Raw genomic sequence first — 16,773 nt, forward strand, 5'->3', positions numbered from 1 at the left:
GCCATGGAGACGCTGGCACTGATCGCCGTTGGCGCCTGCGCGCTGGCGCTCGGACTCGCGGCCGGCGCCTGCGCCGTCGCGCCGCCGCGGCGCCTGTTCGCGGCGGTCGCGATGGCCGCCGGCCTGTCGACCGGCGTGCCCGCCGTCGCACAAGGCCGCCCGGTCGCGGCGCCGCCCGTCGAGGGCGTCGCGCCCGGCTTCGCCGGCGCCACCGGCTGGCTCAACTCGCCGCCGCTGGCGCTCGAGGCGCTGCGCGGCAAGGTCGTTGTCGTCAGCTTCTGGACCTACTCCTGCATCAACTGTCTGCGCACGCTGCCCCACGTCCGCGCCTGGGCGCAGCGCTACGCCGGGCAGGGGCTGGTGGTGGTCGGCGTGCACTCGCCGGAATTCGCCTTCGAGAAGGACCCGGCCAACGTGGCGCGCGCGGCCAAGGACCTGAAGCTCGACTACCCGATCGCGCTGGACGACGGCTACCGGATCTGGCGCGCGTACCGCAACCGCTTCTGGCCGGCGATCTACCTGGTCGACGCGCAGGGGCGACTGCGCCATCACCAGTTCGGCGAGGACGGCGCGGACGCCACCGAGCAGGTGATCCAGGCGCTGCTGCGCGAGGCCATGCCGGCGGCCACCGCGCCATCGGCCGCGCGCGCCGGCACCGACCTGAGCGGCGTCGGCATGCCCGCGGACCTCGACAACCTGCGCTCGCCGGAAAGCTACCTCGGGTATGCGCAGGCCAACGCGATGGCGTCGCCGGAGCCGCTGCTGCGCGACCAGCCGCGGCGCTACTCGGCGGGCCGCCTGGGCCTGAACGAATGGGCGCTGTCGGGGATCTGGACCGTGGGGCCGGAGTTCGCGCAGCTGGGCGGCATGACGGCCGGCACCGATGCGAGCGGCCCTGCCGGCGCTGGCGGTGCCGGCGCGATCGCGATCCGCTTCCATGCGCGGGACCTGCACCTGGTGATGGCCGGGCCACCCGACGGCGCGCGTTTCGTGCTGACGATCGACGGCCAGCCGCCCGGCGAGGAACACGGCCTGGACGTGGACGCGCAGGGTCGCGGGCGCGTGAACGCCAGCCGGCTCTACCAGCTGGTGCGCCAGCGCGGCGCGGTGCGCGACCGGCGCCTCGAGATCCGCTTCCTGGACCCCGGCGTGCGCGCCTATGCCTTCACCTTCGGCTGAGCGCCCGCTCATACATGCGTATAGGGACGCCCTCGCGGGCGTCCCTGGCGCCATTGCTTCTGCTACCTTGCGCGCCTGCGCATCGAGGTGTCCGTCATGCAGTCCCTGATCCCATCGTCCATTCGACCCGGCCCTCCCGCCGTGGCGACCGCGGACGCGGCCGCCCGCCGCACCGTCTACATCGTCGATGACGAGGACCTGATCCGCGGCTCGCTCGCCAGCCTGCTGCGCTCGATGGGCCTGGAGGTGCGCGACTTCCCGACCACCGCCGCCTTCCTCGCCGCGCCCAAGGGCACCGGGCCCGGCTGCCTGGTGCTGGACGTGCGCCTGCGCGGCGAGAGCGGCCTGGCCTTCCAGCAGTCGATGGCGGGCCGCGGGCTCGGGCCGATGCCGGTGATCTTCATGACCGGCCACGGCGACGTGTCGATGACGGTGCGGGCGATGAAGGCGGGCGCGCGCGACTTCCTCGAGAAGCCGTTCCGCGACCAGGACATGATCGATGCGGTCGTCGCCGCGCTGGACGCGGATGCGCGCCGGCTGGCGGTGGAGCGCGCGCTCGACGACGTGCGCGGCTGCTGGGCCTCGCTCACGCCGCGCGAGCGCGAGGTGCTGGGGCATGTCGCCTCGGGGCGCATGAACAAGCAGATCGCCGGCGAGATGGGCATCGCCGAGATCACCGCCAAGATCCACCGCGGGCAGGCGATGCGCAAGATGCGCTCGCGCTCGGTGGCGGAGCTGGTGCGCAAGATGCAGGCCATCGGCGTGATCCGCGAGGCCGCCTGATGCCCGGCATCGGCCACCCGTCGGCGCCGCCGCGCGCGCTCGTGGCCATCGTCGACGACGATCCCTTCGTCCGCGCCGCCACCAGCAGCCTGGTGCGCGCGGTCGGCTGGGAGGCGCGCAGCTACGCGTCGGCGATCGAGTTCCTGGAGGACGAGGTGGCGCCGCGGGTCGGCTGCCTGGTCTGCGACATCCACATGACCCGCCTCGATGGCATCGGGCTGCTGGCGCGGCTGCGGCGCGACGGCCTGGCCGTGCCCACCGTGTTCATCACCGCGCTGACCTCGCCGTCGGTGCGCGAGCGCGCGATGGGGCAGGGCGCGCTGTGCGTCATCGAGAAACCGGTCGACGCAGGGGAACTCGAGGACTGGGTGCGCCGCGCGCTGGCGCCAGCCGGCTGACGCCCAGCATCACCACCAGGTTGAGCGCGAGCCCGACGATGCCGATGTTGAGGTCGTGCACCCAGCCGGGCGCGGCGGGCAGCAGCGTGCGCGTGGTCGCGCCGGTGACGACGGTGAAGGCGACGAATCCGACGCCGACCAGCAGGCCCGCGATCGCGCCGTGCCGGCTGGCGAGCCGCGGTGCCACCAGCGCCGCCAGCAGCGCGGGCGCCAGCTGCGTGACGATGCCGAAGCCCATCAGCAGCAGCGCGACGATGCTGGATCCGCCGCCCAGCGTCAGCAGCACCGCGATCAGGGTCAGCAGCGGCGCGGCCAGCCGCGAGACCGTGGCCAGCCGCGCATCGTCGCTGCGCGGGAACAGCGGCCGGTAGAGGTTGCGCGCCAGCAGCGTCGAGGCCGAGATCAGCATGATCGAGCCCGGCACCAGCGCGGTGAGCATGCCGGCCGCGCCGATCGCGCCGACGAACCAGGGGTCGAAGGTCTTCAGCGACAGCTTCAGCAGCGCCAGGTCGATCTGGCCGCCGCTCAGGCCCGGCACCTCCAGCACCGCCGCGAAGCCGGCGAACATCGAGAACAGCATCACCAGCGCATACAGCGGCATGACGACCGCGTTCTTGCGGAAACTGCGCTCGGACTTTGCGGTGAACACGGCGCTGAACGCATGCGGCCAGAGGTACATGCCCAGCGCCGACAGCGCCACGGTCGAGCTGAACCACACGGCGTTGCGGCCCTCGGCGGGCAGCGCGAGGAAGCCGGGCCGCGCCGCTTCGATGCGCTCGAACATCGGGCCGAGGCCGCCATGGTGGTGGTAGGGCAGGTAGAGCCCCAGGAACACGCAGACCAGCAGCACCAGCACGTCCTTCACCACCGCGGTCAGCGCCGAGCCGTGGATGCCCGACAGCATCACGTAGACCGTCATGACGCTGGCGCCGATCCAGACCGCGGTCGCCGGCGACAGCGTGCCGTAGGAGGTCAGCTCGACGATCAGGCCCAGGCCCTTCATCTGCACCACCAGGTAGGGCACCAGCGCCAGCAGCGCGACCACGGCGACCAGCAGGCCCAGCGCCGGACTGTCGTAGAGCCGCGCGAAGACCTCGGGCTGCGTCATCGCGCCATGCCGCTTGGCGAAGCGCCAGATCGGCGGCAGCAGCCAGTACGACATCACGAAGGCCAGGCAGGTGTAGACCAGGATGTAGAGCGCCGCGCCGCCGTGGCCGTAGGCGTAGCCGCTGGCGCCCAGGAAGGTGAAGGTGGTGTAGAGCTCGCCGGCCATCAGCACGAACACGAGCAGCGCGGAGAAGCCGCGCCCGCCGACGCTCCACTGGGCCAGGTCCATCGTGACGCCACGCCGCGCGCGCAGGCCGGTCCAGAGCGCGAAGGCCAGCGTCAGCAGCAGGATGACGGTGGCCGCGTTCATGCGTCGCTCCCGGCTTGGGCGCTGGCGCTGCCATTGCCGCTGCGGTGCTCGCCGATGTGCTCGCTGATATTCCCGCCGATATTCCCGCTGACGTCGTCGCCGAGGTCTGGCGCCGCTTCCGCGTCGCCGCGGTTGGCGGGGTCGAGGCGGTAGATCGCCGCCATCACCAGCGCGGTCAGCAGCATGCCGGCGATGGTCCAGGCCATGAAGAACGGCAGTCCCAGAACGAAGGGCTGGACGCGGTTGGCGACGGTCACGCCGGCCAGCGCGTGCAGCACCGGCAGCAGGGCCAGCCAACGGTGGCGCCGCGACGGCGACTCGAGGTGGGTGTCGGACATCACCGGGTCATTCCTTCCGGGAGGCGGGCATCGCCGCCGGCACCCGCGAGGCGGGGCGGATCGACGGAGATCGAAGCATGCAGCGCATCACCGGGCACCGGGAGCGAGCGGCAAGCCGCGGCCGGCGGCGGCCAGCGCGCGCAGCACGACGTCCGGCGTGGCCGGCGCCTCGCGCACCCGCGCGCCGGTGGCGTGGTGGATCGCGTTCAGGATCGCGGCGGCGGTCGGCACCAGCGCCGGCTCGCCGATGCCCTTGGCGCCGTAGGGCCCGATCGGCGTCGGCGCCTCGACGAACAGCACCTCGACCTCGGGCACGTCGTGCACCGTCGGGATCAGGTAGTCATGCAGGTTGTTGTTGCGGCCGGGCAGGTACTGCTCCATCAGCGCCAGGCCGACGCCCTGCGCCACCGCGCCCTCGATCTGGCCCTCGAGCAGCGTCGGGTTGACGCGCCGGCCGACGTCGTGCGCCGCGACCACCCGGCGCACCCGCACGCGTCCGGTCTCGAGGTCGACCTCCACCTCCGCCATCTGCGCGCCGAAGGCGTAGGTCGCATAGGGGCGGCCCTGGCCGGTGGCGTCCAGCGAGCGCGTCGGCGGATCGAAGCGCTCCTCGGCGCACAGCGCGTAGCCATGGGCATCCAGCGGCAGCTCGCGCAGCGACAGGCGGGCGTCGCCCGCGCCGACCCAGCCCTCGCCGAAGTGGACCGGCGCGTCCTCGGCGGCGTCCAGCAGCGCGCGGATGCGCCGCCGCAGCGCGGTGCCGGCCAGGAAGGCCGCGCGTCCGGTCACGAAGGTCTGGCGCGAGGCCGAGGTGCGTCCACAGTCGGGCGTCAGGTGGGTGTCGGGCCCGATGATGTGGAGCCGGCCCACCGGCACGCCGAGCGCGTCGGCCGCGATCTGCGGGATCACCGTGTTCGAGCCCTGGCCGGCGTCGACCGCGCCCTGGTGCAGCACCAGCGTGCCGTCGGGCCGCACGCCGATGCGCACCGTCGACGGATTGGGCGTGCCGGTGTTGCCGCAGCCGTAGAAGAACGCGGCCAGTCCGACGCCATGACGCCGCTGCGGCGGCGCCTCGGCGTTGCGCGCGGCGATCCGCGCGAGCGCCTCGGTCCAGCGCGGTCGCAGCGCATCGAGGCACTCGACCAGACCGACGCTGTCGTCCAGCAGCTGACCGGTCGGCAGCGTGTCGCCGGGCCGCAGCGCGTTGAGCGCGCGGAATTCGAGCGGATCCCAGCCGGCCTTCAGCGCCAGTTCGTCGATCAGCTGTTCCTGCGACATCGTCGTCTGCGGCACACCGAAACCCCGGAAGGCACCGGCCGGCGTGACATGCGTGTGGATGGCGCGCGCGCGGGCCGCGTAATGCGGCAGGCGGTAGGGACCGCCCGCATGCACCGGCACGCGGTTGGCGACGGCCGTGCCCCAGGAGGCGAAGGCGCCGGTGTTGTAGTCGCCCTCGAATTCGACGGCCCGCAGCCGGCCATCGCTGCCGGCCGCCATCGTCGAGACGATGCGGGCCGGATGGCGCTTGGTCGACGAGGCCATCGACTCCTCGCGGCTGAACACGATCGCGACCGGCCGGTCCAGGTGCCAGGCGGCGACCGCGAGCAGCGGCTGCACCGTCATGTCCAGCTTGCCGCCGAAGCCGCCGCCCACGGCGGTCGGCACGACGCGCACGCGCGGCTCCGGCACGCCCAGCACGCGGGCCAGGTCCTCGCGGTGCGGGTGCGGCGCCTGCGTCGGCGAATGCAGTTCGATCGTGTCGCCGACGCGGCGCGCCCAGCCGGCCTCGGGCTCGAGGTAGGCGTGTTCGACGAAGCTCGATGCGAAGCGGCCGGTGACCACGTGCGCGGCCTCGCGCAGCTCGGCGGCGGCGTCGCCGCGCAGCACGCGGCCCTCGACCAGCAGGTTGCCGGCGCGGTTCGCATGCAGCAGCGGGGCGTCGGGGCGGGCGGCCTCGTCGACGGTGAAGACGGCGGGCAGCGGCTCCCACTCGACCGGGAAGCCGGCGAGGTCCAGCGCCGCGACGGCCGCGCGCTCGCCGACGACCAGCGCGATCGCCTCGAGGTGGTGGCGCGCCTCGCTGGCGGGCAGCACCGGCTGGTCGGCATACGCCGGCGCGATGCCATGCAGGTTGCGGCCCGGCACGTCGGCATGCGTCAGCACGCGATGCAGGCCGGGGTGGGCGCGCAGGTAGGCGTCGAGGTCGCCGAGCACGAAACGCGCGCGCGGAAAGGGGCATCGCACCGCGCGCAGGTAGAGGCTGTCGGCGGGAATGCCGTCGGCGCCGAAGCATTGGCTGCCGTCGACCTTCTCGGGCCCGTCCAGGCGCGTCAGCGGACGGCCGACCGCCGCGCCCTCGCCGGCACCGGGCGGTGGCGTGAGCGGGCGCGGTGCCGCGCCGGTGCCGACCTCGGTCACCGCGTCGACGATCTTGCGATAGCCGGTGCAGCGGCACAGCACGCCGTCGATCGCGGCGCAGGCGCCGGCGCGGTCGCGCACCTCGCCGGCGTCGATCGCCGCCGAGGCCGCCATCAGCATCCCGGGAATGCAGAAGCCGCATTGCACCGCCTGGTGCGCCAGGAAGGCCTGCTGCAGGCGCGCGCCGCAGGGGCTCGCCGTGGCGAGGCCCTCGACCGTCGTCACGCGGCGGCCGTCGAGCTGCGCGACCGGCGTCACGCAGGCGTAGCGCGGCTCGCCGTCGACGACGATCGTGCAGCTGCCGCAGTCGCCCTGGCCGCAGCCGACCTTGGTCCCGCGCAGCCGCAGGTCCTCGCGCAGGAAGTCGACCGCGGTGCGCGACAGATCGGTCGGCAAGCGGTGTGGGTGGCCGTTGATCTCGACCCAGCCCGGCGCCGTCGCGCTCAAGCTCGGACTCGGACTCGCCGCACGCGGGCAGGTCGGATCACGCGGGGGCGCCATCGATGGCCTCCTGCAGGCAGCGCGCGCAGGCGCGTTCGACGGCGACGCGCGCCAGGTGACGGCGCAGGCTCGCGGAACCCCGCACGTCGTCGATCGGCGCGAGCTCGGGCAGCCGGCTCTCGCGGATCAGCGACGACAGGGACTCGGGCCGGGCGCCTTCCAGGCCTTGCTCGAGCGCGCGCAGGCGGACCGGCACCTCGGACGCCGCGCCGACCGCCACGGCAGCCTGCGCCACGACGCCGCGCCCGGACCAGCGCAGGCGGACCGCGGCCGAGACCACCGCCAGCGCGGTGCCATCGCGGTTGGCGCATTTCAGGAAGGCGGTGCGGCCGGTGGTCGCGGCGGCGGGAAGGAGGACGGCGGTGAGCAGCTCGTCGGCGGCGAGCGCGGTGCGGCGGCGGCCGAGCAGGAATTCATCGAGCCGCAGGCGGCGCACGCCGCGCAGGCTGGCCAGCTCGACGCAGGCGTCCAGCGTCAGCAGCGGCGGCACGCCATCCGCCGCCGGCGCCGCGTGGCAGAGGTTGCCGCCCACGCTACCCGCGACGCGGATCTGGCGCGATCCCACCTGGTGCGCCGCTTCGCGCAGCGAGGCCGGCAGCAGCGCGCAGCGCTCGATCGCGTCCCAGCTCGTGGCGGCGCCGATGCGCAGCTCGCCGTCGCGCGGCGCGATGCCGTGCAGCGCGTCCAGTCGGCTGATGTCGATCCACCCGCCCGCGGGCGGCCGCGCGCCCGGATCGGCGTAGGCATCGGTGCCGCCGCACAGGACGCGGCGCGGCGAGGGCAGCGGCTCGGCCAGCGCGGCGAGCGCGTCCTCCAGCGAGGTGGGACGGAAGTAGGTCATCGGGGCAGTCGGCGGGGGCCCGTCCTGGCACGCGCGGCGCTCGCGCGCATGGGGCACGGGCCACGTGCCGGACCGGATGAATTCATCCTACAAGTCGCGATGCGCCTCGCGAACGCCCGCCGGCATCGATGTCCACCGCAGCGGCGACGCCCTACCTCGAACGGGGTACCCGATCCGGGAAAGCGCGATCCCCGTCCACGCCGATGGAGCGCTGCGCTGAACGCGCGGCGCGATCGCGCCGTCGGTTCAGGCCGTGAGCGGAAGCGACGCCGCATCGGCGCGCACGACGCGCAGCACGCTGTCGGTGACGAAGCGCTCCCAGGCGGCGACGGCCTCGGGCGTCTCCAGCGATTCGCCCAGGAAGGCGGACAGCGTGTGGCGGTTGGAGGTGAAGAAATAGGCCGTCGAGACGATCAGCAGGTAGACGTCGCGCGGGTGCAGGTCGGCGCGGAACAGGCCTTGCGCGGCGCCGGCATCGAGGATGTCGCGGATCAGGTCGACCGCGGTGGACGAGTACTCCACCGCCTTCTCCGACTTGGCCACATGCTTGCCCTTGTGCAGGTTCTCGGTGTTGAGCAGCGTGACGAACTCGGGGTGGCGGCGGTAGTAGTCGATCTTGAAGCGGATCACCGTCTTCAGCGCCGCGACCGGGTCGGCGGTGTCCGGCGCGCAGGTGGCCTCGGCGCGGTCCATGCGGTCGTAGATGCCCTCGAGCACCGCGATGAACAGGCCCTCCTTGCTGCCGAAGTAGTAATAGATCATCCGGTCGTGCGTCTTGGCCGAGCTGGAGATCTTCTCGATGCTGCCGCCGTCGTAACCATAGCGCGCGAACACCTTGGTCGCCGCCTTGAGGATGCTGTCGCGGGTGGCCTGCGCGGCGGCCTCGCGCACGCCGGTGCCGCGCACCGCCTGGGTCTGCTTCTTCTGAGCCATGAATGTCCTGAATGCGATTTCATGTAGCGGGCACTACATGAATCGCCTCATGATACGCAGGGCGGCGGCCAGCGGCAACCGGGTTGTCCACGGTCCGCGGACCATACGCAGGTAGGGGGCGGCGCGCCCGCAGGTTCAATTTGCCGCGCAGGGCGGCGCTGCTCTGATGGCGGACAGCGGCGGGACAGGGGTTCCGCCGACCTCCACCCGATCCTGCAGAGGCAGCCACCATGTCTTCATCTTCGTCCCGTTCCCTCCGCTCCTGCGCTTCGGCCGCGCTGGGCGCCATCGCCGCGCTGGGCGTCACGGTCGCGCTGTCGGCCGCCGGCCCCGCGCTCGCCAAGGACGCAGCGCCCGCCGCCGCCAAGCCCACCATCGTGCTGGTCCACGGCGCCTTCGCCGACGCCTCCAGCTGGAACGGCGTGGCCGGCGAGCTGCGCGGCAAGGGCTATCCCGTCGTCGCGGTCGCCAATCCGCTGCGCAGCGTCTCCGGCGACGCGCGCTACACCGCCAGCCTGCTCGACAAGATCGCCGGGCCGGTGGTGCTGGTCGGGCACTCCTACGGGGGCTCGGTGATCAGCAATGCCGCCACCGGCAACGCCCGGGTGAAGGCGCTGGTGTATGTGTCGGCCTTCGCGCCCGAGCAGGGCGAGTCGGTGGTCGAGCTGGCCGGCAAGTTTCCCGGCAGCACGCTGGGCGACGCGCTGGCCGCGCCGGTGCCGCTGCCCGAGGGCGGCGTGGACCTGTACATCGACCAGGACAAGTTCCGCAACCAGTTCGCCGCCGATGTGAAGCCCGATGCCGCGCGCCTGATGGCCGTCGGCCAGCGCCCGGTGGCCGAGGCGGCGCTGAAGGAACCCAGCCAGGGCACCGCGTGGAAGGACCACCCGGTGTATTTCGTCTACGGCGCCGCGGACAAGAACATCCCGCCCGCCGCGATGGCCTGGATGGCCGAGCGCGCGCATGCGCGCCGCACCGTCGTGATCCCCAACGCGTCGCACGTGCCGATGGTCAGCCATGCCCACGAGGTCGCCGCGCTGATCGAAACCGCCGCGAAGTCCGCCGACTGAACCGGCCACAGGAGACCCCCATGACCGCAGACACGAACCGACGCGACTTCCTGTCGCTCGCCGCCGCGACCGGTGCCGGCCTGGCTCTCGGCGGGCTGACCGGCCCGGCGACCGCCGCCACCGCCGCCCCGACCGCCGTCGGCCGCGCCGCCTTCGGCCCGGTGCGCCAGATCGACGCCGGCCCGCTGAACATCGGCTACATCGACCTCGGTCCGCGCAACGGCACGCCGGTGATGCTGTTCCACGGCTGGCCCTACGACATCCACGGCTACGAGGACGTCGCGCCGATGCTGGCGTCGCAGGGCTTCCGCGTCATCGTGCCGCACCTGCGCGGCTATGGAACGACGCGTTTCCTCTCGGACGCCACGATGCGCTCGGCGCAGCAGACCGCGCTGGCGGCGGACGGCATCGCGCTGATGGACGCGCTGGGCATCCGCAAGGCCATCTTCGGCGGCTGCGACTGGGGCGCGCGCAATGCCTGCGTGATGGCCGCGCTGTGGCCGGAGCGTTGCCAGGCGCTGGTGTCGGTGAGCGGTTTCCTGGTGCTGGACCGGACGACCGCGCTGACGCCGCTGTCGCCGGCCGACGAGTTCACGTGGTGGTACCAGTACTACTTCGCCACCGAGCGCGGCCGCATCGGCTACGAGAAGAACCTGAAGGCCTTCGCCCGCTTCATCTGGCACCAGGCCTCGCCGAAGTGGAACTTCGACGACGCAACCTTCGAGCGCAGCGCCGCGAACCTGGTGAACCCGGACCATGTCGCGCTGGTGGTGCACAACTACCGCTCGCGCATCGGCGCGGCCGAGACCGACCCGCAGTACGAGCCGCTCGAGATCCGCCTGGCGCAGGTGAAGACCGTGGCGATGCCCACGATCACGCTGGAGGGCGATGCCAACGGCGCGCCGCACCCGCCGGCGGCCGCCTACCGTTCGCGCTTCACCGGCAAGTACGAGCACCGCGCGCTGACCGGCGGCATCGGCCACAACCTGCCGCAGGAAGCGCCGGCCGACTTCGCCAAGGCCGTCATCGACGTGGCGCAGTGGTGAGCCCCGAGCCCGCCGCTGCCGTCTACGCCTCCGCTTTCCGTTCCACTTTCCGACTTCGAAGGATTTCTCCATGACCCGCACGATCGACAAGGTCCTCTACACCGGTTCCACGCTGACCACCGGCGGCCGCGATGGGACCGGCAAGTCCAGCGACGGCGCGCTCGATGTCCGGCTGAGCCTGCCGGGCTCGGGCGGACCGGGCACCAACCCCGAGCAGCTGCTGGCGGTGGGCTGGTCGGCCTGCTTCATGGGCGCGATGCGCCGCGTGAAGACGGCCGATCCGATCCGCGTGCCCGACGACGCCTCCATCGAGGCCGACATCTCGCTCGGCACGACCGCCGACGGCGGCTTCGCGCTGGCGGCGAAGCTGCACGTGGTGCTGCCCGGCCTGAACGAGGCGCAGAAGTGGGCGCTGGTGGACGGCGCGCATCAGATCTGCCCGTACTCGCTGGCGACGCGGGGGAACATCGAGGTGACGTTCACGGTGGCGTGATTGCCGGGGCCCCAGTCGGGGCTCAACGGTTGCAAGTCCGGTCGAACGTGACGGCGTTCTGCCGGAGCCTGACTTGTATCGAGGGTGCGGCGCTCATTGCATACCCAGATGCCTAAGGCCGAAAGGCTCCAAGGCCTCCTAGAGTTCTTCGCTTGGACAAGGAGGTCGAAATGGCATTGGGAAGCAATGTGTCGCTGCTGCCGTCAGCGTCGGCGTCGAGCAGGCATGACCGAAAGCGCTTCGACGCCAAACGACGCATCGACGAAGCGATCACGCCCGAACTGGTGATCGCGCTCTGCGGTCCGCTCGGGACGCCGCTCCATCAGGTGTCAGCCACGTTGAAGGAGCTGCTCGAGAAGTCCTACGACTACAAGGTGGTCGACGAGATCCGGCTCAGTCACTTCATCAAGGAGCGTTCGCAGCTGGGCGCAGCCAGCTCGATCCAGAACCTGATCGACGCGGGCAACGACCTCCGGCTGAAGTACGGCAACTCCGTGCTTGCCCAGTTGGCCATACGGAAGATCGCGATGGTTCGAAAGCGGCAGGAGGAAGCCCCCGACCACTCGCAGATGACCTTGAGCGGCGTGGAGCCCGCACCGGCAGCGGTGGTGCCGACGCCGGTGGTCCGTCATTGCCACATCATCGACTCCATCAAGAACACCGATGAGCTGGAGCTCCTGCGCTCGGTGTACGGGCGATTGCTTCATGTGATCGGCGTCCACGCGCCGCTGGCCTCGCGGGTGCAGCACCTGCAGAAGAAGCTGGGTGACATGGGCGAGGTCTTCAAGCTCATCGACCGGGATTCCGGGGAAGAGTTCGCCAACGGACAGAGCGTGCGCGACGTCTTCCCCCAAGCGGATTTCTTCCTCCGGATCAGCGATGGCACGGACGATCAGATCCGTGGCAGCCTGAGCCGCTATCTCGATCTGCTCCTGGGGGTGAAGATCATCACGCCGTCGGCCAATGAACGCGCGATGTATGAGGCGCACTCCGCAGCCAGGAACTCCGCGTGTCTTTCCCGACAGGTCGGAGCCGCCATCACCGCAGCCGATGGCAACGTCCTGGCCGTCGGCTGGAACGACGTCCCGCGGGCCTTCGGCGGCTTGTATGAAGCGCACGGCCGAGGGTTTTCTCGCCGGACCTTGATGTGCCTGAGTTCATCAGCCGCCTCTCGAAACGAGCTTCGACATGAGCAAGCATCAAGACTCTCAACAGATTCCGTTGTTCCCCGAGCTGCAACCTGAAGCCCCGGGCGCGTCGCTCGCGAAGTGGGGGCGCGGTCAGGCAGAGGCATCTCCTCTGCGTCTGGTCAGCTCCGGGCCGGGCGAGTCAGTCAAGCCGCTGAAGAGGCGTCGCGCGACCGCCGGATCGAGATCGATCTGTTGAACCGCGTGAAGTACTTCTGATTCAGAGCTCGATGATCCCGCGCTTGAGCGCGATGGTGACCGCGTGGGTGCGGTCCTTCGCGGAGAGCTTGCCGAGGATGGTCCGCATGTGGACCTTCACCGTCTCCTCGGTCAGCGACAGGCTCTCGGCCACTTCCTTGTTGGCGTGGCCCAGCGCCACCAGGCGCAGCACCTGCGTCTCGCGCAGCGAGAGTGTGCGGCTGCCCGCGTGCTCCGCGATGGCGGCCTCGATCACCGCCGGCACCATCAGCTGCCCCGCATGCACGCCGCGGATGGTCTCGATCAGCTCGGTGCGCATCAGGCCCTTGAGCAGGTAGCCGCTCGCGCCGGCCTTCATCGCCCGCACCGCCTGGAAGTCGCCCGGGAAGGTGGTCAGGATCACCACCCGCGCCTGCGGGAACTCCCGGCGGATCGCCGTCATCGCCTCGATGCCGTCCATGTCGCGCATGCGCAGGTCCATCAGCGTGACGTCGGGCTGGTGCTGGCGGAAACGCGCCACCGCCTCCAGCCCGGTCGAGGCCTCGGCCACCAGGCGCATGTCGGGCTCGGCATCGATGACGGACGCGATGCCGCTGCGCATCAGCGCATGGTCATCGACGGCCATCACGGTGATGGCCGGGGAAGTGGGGGCGGGATCGATCACGCGGGCTCGGGTCGGAAGCGTCAGGGCCGAAGCGTAGCCGCAGCGGCCCCTCCCGCGCCTGCGCAAGGTCCCGCGCCCTCCCTCGAAAGAGTTAGCGCCCGGCGCGCGATCCGGTGTCACGCGCGCTGATCGCCCGACCGGACCCGACCGACGGCGCCGCCGCCAAGTTCTGATAGCGTTCCGGCCCGATGACGCCGCCCCGCCCGAAGCCCGTTCCGACCCGCCGCGCCGAGCGTGCGGCGCGTGCCGTGCCGGCGTGGATGGCCTGGCTGCTGCCCGCCCTGCTGGCGGCCTGGTTGCTGGCTGCCGGCCGGCCGGCCTGGGCGCTGGACCGCACGCTGCACCTGCAGCAGTTCCATCACCGCGCCTGGACCGCCGCCGACGGCGTGCCGATGGAGACCTGGGCGATGGCCCAGACCCCCGACGGCCTGCTCTGGATGGGCGGGCCGAACGGGCTGACCGCCTTCGACGGCGTGCGCTTCGAGCGCTTCCGGCCGAACCCGCCGGAACTCTTCCCCTCCGCGGCGGTGGGGCGCCTGGTGGCGATGTCCAACGGCGATCTCTGGGCGGCCTTCTTCCCGCGCGGCCTGGTGCGGATTCGCGGCGGCCAGGTGTGGCGCGTGCCGGAGGACGAAGCCGTCGCCGCAATGCGCATCCGCTTCATCGCCGAGGGCTCGGGCGGCACGGTCTGGGCGGGCAGCCCGACCGGCTTGTTCCGCTTCGACGGGACGAGCTGGACCCGCATCGGCCCCGAGCACGGCGTGCCGACGCGCGCGATCGATGGCGTGGTGGCCGATGGCCGCGGCACGGTGTGGGTGTGCGACGACGAGCGGCTGCTGGCGCTGCCGCAGGGGGAGACGCGCTTCCGTCCGGTCGGCGATTGCACTGGCGCCGTCAGCCTGCAGGTGATCCGCGGCGAGATGTGGTTCGTCCACCCGCAGGAGATGCGCAAGGCACCTGCCGTGTCGCAGGCGCCGCTCACCCGCGATCCCTTGCTCGCGACACGGCGCGGGTCCTCGACCATCGCCGATCGCGAGGGCAACCTGTGGACCGTGTACTGCCCGGCCGGGTTGTGCCGCCGTCGCCTGCCGTGGCCGCTGGAGGGCGACCGCGTGCCGCTGACCGGCGAGCCCGAGCGCATGGCCGCGCCGGAAGGGCTGTCGGGCGACTTCGGGATGATGATCCTGGAGGACGCCGAGGGTAGCCTCTGGGTGGCGACCAAGAGCGGGCTCGACCGCTTCCGCCGCTCGCCGCTGGTGCCGGCGCCGATGCCGCGCGCGACCAGCAACTACGCGTTGTCGGCCGAGGCGGACGGCGCGGTGATGGTGTCGGCGTATTCGCCGGTGGCATCGACGCTGTGGCGCATGGCCGGCCCGGCGGGCGAGGGCCAGCGCGACGCCGGGCCGCAGGGGCAGATCACCGCGATGGGACGCGACTGCGCCGGGCGGCTGTGGATGGGCGGGCCCAGCGGGCTGTGGCGACGCGACGGCGCGCGCTGGACGGAGGTGCCGCGGCCGCCGGCGCTCGGGGAGCGCTGGATCAACGGCATCGTGCCGAGCGGGGACGGGGTGCTGGTGGCTTTCCAGCGGGCCGGCGTGCAGCGCTGGGAGGATGGCCGCTGGACGCCGCTGACGTTGCCCGGCGTGGCCGGTCCGATCGAGGCGGCCGTCGCCGCCTCCGCGGACGGGACGCTCTGGCTGGGCCTGCAGGGCAACCAGCTGTGGCGCTGGCGCGATGGCGAAGCCCGGCGTTTCGGGCCGGAAGAGGGCGTCGACGTCGGGGACGTGCGGCATGTCCACGCGGGGCGCACGCGCTTGTTGATCGCCGGGGACTTCGGCGTGAGCCTGCTGCGCGGCGATCGATTCATTCCGCTGGTCGCCGAGGGGCAGGAGACGCTGGCCGGTGTGTCGGGCATCGTCGAGACGGCGAATGGCGACCTGTGGCTCAACGCGCGCAAGGGCGCGGTGCATGTGCGCCGCGAGGCGCTCGAGCGCTTTCTCGCCGATCCGCGTCAGCCGCTGGCGCTGGAGGTGCTGGACGCGCTCGACGGTTATCCCGGCAGCGCGACCTCGTTCTGGCCGCAGCCGAGCGTGGTCGAGGGCCGGGACGGCCGCCTGTGGTTCGCCGGGACGACCGGCGTCGCCTGGCTGGACCCGCTGCAGCCACGCCGCAACACGGTGGCGCCGGTGGTGCGGATCACCGGGCTGCGCGCGGGCGGCGCGGAGTACCCGGTCGGCGCGCCGCTCGTGCTACCGCGGCTCACGGACATGATGGAGCTGCGCTTCTCCGCCGCGAGCCTGGCGGTGCCCGAGCGGGTGCGCTTCCGTTATCGGCTCGAGGGCGTGGACGCGCGCTGGCGCGAAGCGGGCGGGCGGCGCGAGACGGTCTACACCAGCCTCAGCCCGGGGCGTTACCGCTTCCGCGTGCTGGCGCTCAACAACGACGGCCTGGCCGCGCGCGAGGAGGCGGTGCAGGAGATCGAGATCCCCGCCGCCTTCCACCAGACCCTGTGGTTCCGCGCGCTCTGCGTGGCGGCCGCGGCGGCGCTCGCCTGGGGGCTGCACCGGCTGCGGCTGCGGCAGGCCGCACGGCGCGCCCGCGAGCAGATGCGCACCCGCATGGCCGAGCGCGAGCGCATCGCCCGTGAACTGCACGACACGCTGCTGCAGGGCGTGCAGGGGCTGATCCTGCGCGTCGAGGCGCACTCGGCGCAGCTGCCCACGGCCCATCCGGTGAGGGAGGCCATCGACGCCGACCTGGTGATGGCCGACGAGGTGCTCGACGAAAGCCGCCGCCGCGTGATGGCGCTGCGCGGCGCCAGCGAGACCGGGAGCAGCCTGCCGCGCGAGCTGGAGGACATCGCCGCGCAACTGGCGCGGGACTACGACGGCGAGTTCCATCTGGTGACGGTGGGCCGGGAGCGACCGCTGCGGCCGGAGGTGAGGGACGAGCTGCGGCTGATCCTCGGCGAGGCGCTGCTGAACGCGTTCCGGCATGCGCATGCGGACCGCATCACGATGAGCTGGCGCTTCGGCGGATGGTGGTTGCGGGTGACGCTGCGCGACGACGGCGCCGGCATGCTCCCCGCACTGGCGGCGCAGGGACGGCCCGGACACTTGGGGCTGGCCTCGATGCGCGAGCGGGCGAAGGGCCTGGGCGCGCGGCTGCGCATCACGAGCGCGCCGGGCCGCGGGACCGTGGTCGCGCTGGTGATGCGGGCGTCCAAGGCATACGGCAATGAGGCGGCGCCGGCTTCACCGGCTGACGGGGACGAACAGGCAGACGCCGATCGAGCGTGAGATCGCCG

Annotated in this window: 14 protein-coding genes; 8 read left to right on the top strand and 6 right to left on the bottom strand. The window is 72.3% G+C overall.

Features of this window, described 5'->3' with window-relative positions; genetic code table 11:
• Positions 1 to 3: 3 nt before the first annotated feature.
• The 3 genes from FHT38_RS24565 to FHT38_RS24575 all read left to right on the top strand — a co-directional run bounded on the left by FHT38_RS24565 (position 4) and on the right by FHT38_RS24575 (position 2,360).
• A complete protein-coding gene (locus FHT38_RS24565) occupies positions 4 to 1,179 on the top strand; it encodes a thioredoxin family protein (protein ID WP_183493508.1) in 1,176 nt (391 codons plus the stop codon).
• A gap of 96 nt (positions 1,180 to 1,275) precedes the next feature.
• A complete protein-coding gene (locus FHT38_RS24570) occupies positions 1,276 to 1,962 on the top strand; it encodes a response regulator transcription factor (RefSeq protein ID WP_147241992.1) in 687 nt (228 codons plus the stop codon).
• Positions 1,962 to 2,360, top strand: coding sequence for a response regulator transcription factor (locus FHT38_RS24575; RefSeq protein WP_183493509.1), 399 nt, complete (start codon positions 1,962 to 1,964; stop codon positions 2,358 to 2,360). Before FHT38_RS24570 ends, FHT38_RS24575 begins: the two co-directional genes overlap by 1 nt.
• Here the strand turns inward: FHT38_RS24575 and FHT38_RS24580 are convergent.
• The 5 genes from FHT38_RS24580 to FHT38_RS24600 form a co-directional block, all read right to left on the bottom strand.
• Positions 2,290 to 3,777 (bottom strand): sodium:solute symporter, encoded by a 1,488-nt coding sequence (locus FHT38_RS24580; protein WP_183493510.1) that lies wholly within the window; start codon positions 3,775 to 3,777, stop codon positions 2,290 to 2,292. The two genes, FHT38_RS24575 and FHT38_RS24580, sit on opposite strands and share 71 nt — an antisense overlap.
• Positions 3,774 to 4,115, bottom strand: a complete 342-nt coding sequence (locus FHT38_RS24585; RefSeq protein ID WP_183493511.1) for a DUF3311 domain-containing protein — start codon at positions 4,113 to 4,115, stop codon at positions 3,774 to 3,776. Before FHT38_RS24585 ends, FHT38_RS24580 begins: the two co-directional genes overlap by 4 nt.
• A gap of 87 nt (positions 4,116 to 4,202) precedes the next feature.
• On the bottom strand, positions 4,203 to 6,980 hold the full coding sequence (locus FHT38_RS24590; protein WP_255488914.1) for a molybdopterin cofactor-binding domain-containing protein: 2,778 nt from the start codon (positions 6,978 to 6,980) through the stop codon (positions 4,203 to 4,205).
• 37 nt (positions 6,981 to 7,017) lie between these two features.
• Positions 7,018 to 7,875 (bottom strand): xanthine dehydrogenase family protein subunit M, encoded by an 858-nt coding sequence (locus FHT38_RS24595; protein WP_183493513.1) that lies wholly within the window; start codon positions 7,873 to 7,875, stop codon positions 7,018 to 7,020.
• 246 nt (positions 7,876 to 8,121) lie between these two features.
• Entirely contained in the window at positions 8,122 to 8,808 is a 687-nt protein-coding gene (locus tag FHT38_RS24600; RefSeq protein ID WP_183493514.1) for a TetR family transcriptional regulator, read from the bottom strand.
• Positions 8,809 to 9,038: 230 nt separating this feature from the next.
• On the opposite strand from FHT38_RS24600, the gene FHT38_RS24605 reads away from it, so the two are divergent.
• From FHT38_RS24605 to FHT38_RS24620, 4 genes are all read left to right on the top strand, one after another.
• Positions 9,039 to 9,878: an alpha/beta fold hydrolase gene (locus FHT38_RS24605; RefSeq protein ID WP_183493515.1), complete on the top strand. Its 840-nt coding sequence runs from the start codon at positions 9,039 to 9,041 to the stop codon at positions 9,876 to 9,878.
• A 20-nt stretch (positions 9,879 to 9,898) separates the two neighbouring features.
• On the top strand, positions 9,899 to 10,924 hold the full coding sequence (locus tag FHT38_RS24610; RefSeq protein WP_091731088.1) for an alpha/beta fold hydrolase: 1,026 nt from the start codon (positions 9,899 to 9,901) through the stop codon (positions 10,922 to 10,924).
• 70 nt (positions 10,925 to 10,994) lie between these two features.
• Positions 10,995 to 11,417: an organic hydroperoxide resistance protein gene (locus FHT38_RS24615; RefSeq protein ID WP_183493516.1), complete on the top strand. Its 423-nt coding sequence runs from the start codon at positions 10,995 to 10,997 to the stop codon at positions 11,415 to 11,417.
• Between the two features lie 152 nt (positions 11,418 to 11,569).
• Positions 11,570 to 12,661 (top strand): hypothetical protein, encoded by a 1,092-nt coding sequence (locus FHT38_RS24620; protein ID WP_183493517.1) that lies wholly within the window; start codon positions 11,570 to 11,572, stop codon positions 12,659 to 12,661.
• Between the two features lie 163 nt (positions 12,662 to 12,824).
• Here FHT38_RS24620 and FHT38_RS24625 read toward each other — a convergent pair whose 3' ends face one another.
• Positions 12,825 to 13,427 carry a response regulator transcription factor gene (locus tag FHT38_RS24625; protein WP_183493659.1) on the bottom strand — a complete coding sequence of 201 codons (603 nt, stop codon included), beginning with the start codon at positions 13,425 to 13,427 and terminating at the stop codon, positions 12,825 to 12,827.
• Between the two features lie 227 nt (positions 13,428 to 13,654).
• On the opposite strand from FHT38_RS24625, the gene FHT38_RS24630 reads away from it, so the two are divergent.
• A complete protein-coding gene (locus FHT38_RS24630) occupies positions 13,655 to 16,765 on the top strand; it encodes a sensor histidine kinase (RefSeq protein ID WP_183493518.1) in 3,111 nt (1,036 codons plus the stop codon).
• Positions 16,766 to 16,773: the final 8 nt, after the last annotated feature.

The sequence above is a fragment of the Mitsuaria sp. BK041 genome (genome assembly GCF_014193085.1).
GTDB lineage: Bacteria > Pseudomonadota > Gammaproteobacteria > Burkholderiales > Burkholderiaceae_C > Roseateles.